A 613-nucleotide genomic window follows, 5' to 3' on the forward strand; every position below is an offset into this window, starting at 1 on the left:
AAGCCGTATTCGTGCTCGAACCCACAGCCGTCGGAACAGCCGGCAGGTTGAAGCTGGTGTTGCCACCCGCTGCCACCGGCGTAGTGAAGCTCACCGTGCAAGACAGGATCGCCGTGCCATTGCCCACGAAGGGGAAGGTATTGGGCGTGCAGGTCGCACTGGCCACGTTTGCACCGGTCGGCACGCCCGTGATGCTGATACCCGCAGGCACCAGGTCCTTGATGGTCACGCTGGTGGCGGGACCAAACGCTCCAGCCGCATTCGCTACCGTGAAGGCGTAGTTGAACGGCGTGCCCACGGCCAGGCTGCCGGGATTGGCCTTGGTAACCGTCAACGCTGGCGTACCAGGGGTCACCGGCGTGGAAGGCGTCGCTGCGCAGTTCGTCGTGCAGCCGGCCGTCGGATTGACGGGGCTGATGCCGCCCGACGGATCGTAGGAGGCCGTGTTGGTGCTCGAACCCACAGCCGTCGGAACAGCTGGCAGATTGAAGCTGGTGTTGCCACCTGCCGCCACCGGCGTGGTGAAGCTCACGGAGCAAGACAGGATCGCCGTGCCATTGCCCACGAAGGGGAAGGTATTAGGCGTGCAAGTCGCACTGGACACGTTCGCACC

Annotated in this window: 1 pseudogene; it reads right to left on the reverse strand. The window is 64.6% G+C overall.

The window, feature by feature from the left end:
* A pseudogene (locus tag DA1_RS30165) lies at positions 1-532 on the reverse strand (hypothetical protein); the annotation flags it as partial.
* Positions 533-613 lie beyond the last annotated feature (81 nt).

It is taken from the genome of Delftia acidovorans NBRC 14950 (assembly GCF_001598795.1).
In the GTDB taxonomy this organism is placed as follows: Bacteria; Pseudomonadota; Gammaproteobacteria; order Burkholderiales; family Burkholderiaceae_C; genus Comamonas; species Comamonas acidovorans.